Origin of the sequence: Sphingomonas sp. Ant20 (assembly GCF_000783375.1) — a bacterium.
GTDB lineage: Bacteria > Pseudomonadota > Alphaproteobacteria > Sphingomonadales > Sphingomonadaceae > Sphingomonas > Sphingomonas aerolata.
In genome coordinates this window covers 1-2,872 of the sequence record NZ_JRVI01000143.1, presented here as the reverse complement: position 1 = coordinate 2,872, position 2,872 = coordinate 1, and the positions used below count along the sequence as shown (strand labels likewise).

At 69.1% G+C, this 2,872-nt stretch carries 3 protein-coding genes; all 3 read left to right on the top strand.

The genetic code is table 11. The features are described 5' to 3' along the window. The first annotated feature begins 529 nt into the window (after nucleotides 1-529). Nucleotides 530-1,207 carry a hypothetical protein gene (locus tag NI18_RS15420; protein WP_347574868.1) on the top strand — a complete coding sequence of 226 codons (678 nt, stop codon included), beginning with the start codon at nucleotides 530-532 and terminating at the stop codon, nucleotides 1,205-1,207. Next, a complete protein-coding gene (locus NI18_RS15415; RefSeq protein ID WP_306286452.1) occupies nucleotides 1,204-1,755 on the top strand; it encodes a DUF2141 domain-containing protein in 552 nt (183 codons plus the stop codon). The genes NI18_RS15420 and NI18_RS15415 overlap by 4 nt, the downstream gene beginning before the upstream one ends. An 18-nt stretch (nucleotides 1,756-1,773) precedes the next feature. Further along, a partial coding sequence (locus tag NI18_RS15410; RefSeq protein ID WP_037531176.1) for a glycosyltransferase occupies nucleotides 1,774-2,872 on the top strand: 1,099 nt, incomplete at its 3' end.

The following is a 2,872-nucleotide window of genomic DNA, read 5'->3' as shown; positions in this document are numbered from 1 at the left end:
GACAGGTTTCCGCATAGGTGAGGATGTGGTGCGCGCCGGGCATCGCGCACAGATGGCGCGGCCGGGGGCGCGATGGCGAGAGGGTAAGCGGCGGCGAACCGCGCGGGTTCGGGGACGGATGACTCGATCTTCACGTGCAAGCCGGCGGCGGGGCGGCTATTGGCGCGGCGTGATGGCATGCCCGGAAAGGCCGGGTGCGCGGTACAGGACGAGGATCGTTCGATGCGTACGCGTATGACGGGCTCCGCGCTGACGGCCGGGAACCCGCCGGGTCGTTCCGCGGCCGGGGTGGTGCAGGCGGGCGTGGCGCAGGCGGGGGCCGATATCGTCGGGCTCGAACCGCTGAAGACCTTTCGCAGCCGGTGGCCGGCGATCATCGGCGCGGTGCTGACGCTGGCGATGATCGCGGGGCTCGCGCGCGAGCTGTTCGCGCATGGGCTGGCCGGACTGTCGCGGTCGGTGCCGTCCGACCCGCGATTCTATCTGTGTTTCGCGCTGCTCTACATGTCGCCGCCGACGGGGGGATTACGTGATCTTCCGCCGGTTATGGGGGATCCCGGTCGCGGGGCTGGTCGCGCTGATCAAGAAGCGGATCGCGAACGAAGTGGTGTTCGGCTATTCGGGCGACGCCTATTTCTATGCCTGGGCGCGGGCGCGCGCACGGATGGTGGCGTCGCCGTTCGGCGCGGTGAAGGACGTGACGATCCTGTCGGCGATTGCGGGCAACGCGATCACGCTGGCGATGGTGGCGATCGCGCTGCCGCTGAGCCGCGACCTGTTGCCGCCCGACCTGTTCAAGACCGTGCTGGGGTCGGCGGCGATCACCTTTGCGATTTCGCTGCCGTTCCTGATCTTCTCGCGGCGCGTCTTCTCGCTGCCACGCGCGACCTTGTGGTGGGTGTTCATGATCCACTGCATCCGGCTGATGTGCGGATCGCTGCTGATCGCGCTCGCCTGGCATTTCGCGCTGCCCGGCGTGTCGATCGCGATGTGGCTGTTCCTCGCGGCGGGGCGGCTGCTGGTGTCGCGGCTGCCGCTGGTGCCGAACAAGGACCTGCTGTTCGCCAATTTCGCGATCCTGTTGATCGGCCAGGATCAGGCGCTGTCCGAGCTCGTCGCGTTCACCGCGGCGCTTACGCTGCTCGTCCATGTCATTCTGATTGTCATATTCAGCGGGCATGCGATCGCGATGAGGACGCGTGCGTGAACCGATTGCTTGGGGCGGGGATGATGCTGGCGGGGCTGATCGCGGGCGCCGCCCCGGCATGGGCCGGCGGTCGGGTGGCAGTCCAGGAGCCGATGCTCGGCAGCGACGCGCAGGCGTGCGAGCGTGACGAAGGGCCGGCGATCGCAGCGACAATCGTCGGACTGAAGGATCGCAAGGGCAATCTGAAGCTCGAGCTCTATCCGCCCGACGAGGCCGATTTCCTGCGCGGCGACCGCGACCTGATCGCGGCGGGCAAGACGTTTCGCCGCATCAGCGTGCCGGCCCCCGCGACCGGCCCGACCGCCTTGTGCATCCGCGTGCCGCATCCGGGCCGCTACGCGCTGCTGTTCACGCACGACCGTGACGGCCGGGCCAAGTTCAGTGTCTGGTCGGACGGCGCGGGGTTCGTGAAGGGCGACCGGCTCGGCCGATCGCGACCCAAGGTCGACCAGGCGATCATCGAGGTCGGGCCCGGACTCACGCATGTCACGATCCGCGCGCAATATCTGCGCGGGCTGGGCGGGTTTGGCCCATTGGACGGCAAGTGAGGGGGCGGGCGGGCTGAGATGCGGATCGTCGACGTCAACGAATTTTACTCGCCGACCGGCGGTGGGGTGCGCACCTATATCGACCGGAAGATGGGGATCCTCGCCGATCTGGGGCACGAGCTGATCGTCGTCGCGCCGGGCCGCGAGGACCGCGTCGAGGAGCGGCCGGGTGGCGGGCGCGTGATCTATCTCAAATCGCCGGGAATGCCGTTCGATCGCAACTACGGCCTGTTCTGGGACCGTGCGGCGATCCACCGGGTGCTCGACGACCTCGATCCGGATGTGGTCGAATGCTGTTCGCCGTGGCGGCCCGCTTGGTTCGTCGGCGACTGGATGGGGCCCGACGGGCAGCAGCGCGCGCTGAAATCCTTCTTCATGCACAACGACAATATCGCCGCCTATGCGCAGCGCTGGTTCGCGGGGTTCGCCAGCCACGACCGGATCGAGCGCGCGTTCGGCTGGTACAGCCGGTACATGAACCGGTTCCTGACGCGGTTCGATACGGTCGTCACCAACGGACCCGCACTGGAGAAACGGTTGCGCGCGCGTGGGGTCCGGATCGATGCGGCGATGCCGCTGGGGATCGAGCGCGGCCATTTCTCGCCGCGGCTGCGCGACGAGGCGCTGCGGGCGCGGCTGTTGCAGCAATGCGGGTTGCCGGCGGACGCGATGCTGCTGATCGGGCTTGGCCGGCATCACGGCGAGAAGCGCTGGCCGCTGGTCGTCGACGCGGTCGCGCGCGCGGGCACCGACCTACCGATCGGGCTGATCCTGTTCGGCACGGGCAGCCAGAGCAAGGCGATCGCGCGGCGGATCGGCGGATCGCCGCATATCCGGATGTTCGCGCCGGTCTATGACCGCGAGCGGCTGGCCGCGATCATGGCGAGCTGCGACGCGCTGATCCACGGGTCGGAGGCCGAGCCGTTCGGGCTGGTCGCGTCGGAGGCGATGGCGTCGGGGCTGCCGCTGATCGTGCCCGATACGGGCGGGTGCGCCGAGATTGCGGACCGGCATGCCAGCGAGCTCTATACCGCGCGCGATGCGACCGCGGCGGCGGCGGCGATCGCGCGGCTGTTCGCGCGCGACCGCGGGATGCTCAGGCGCGCGGCGGTCGTGG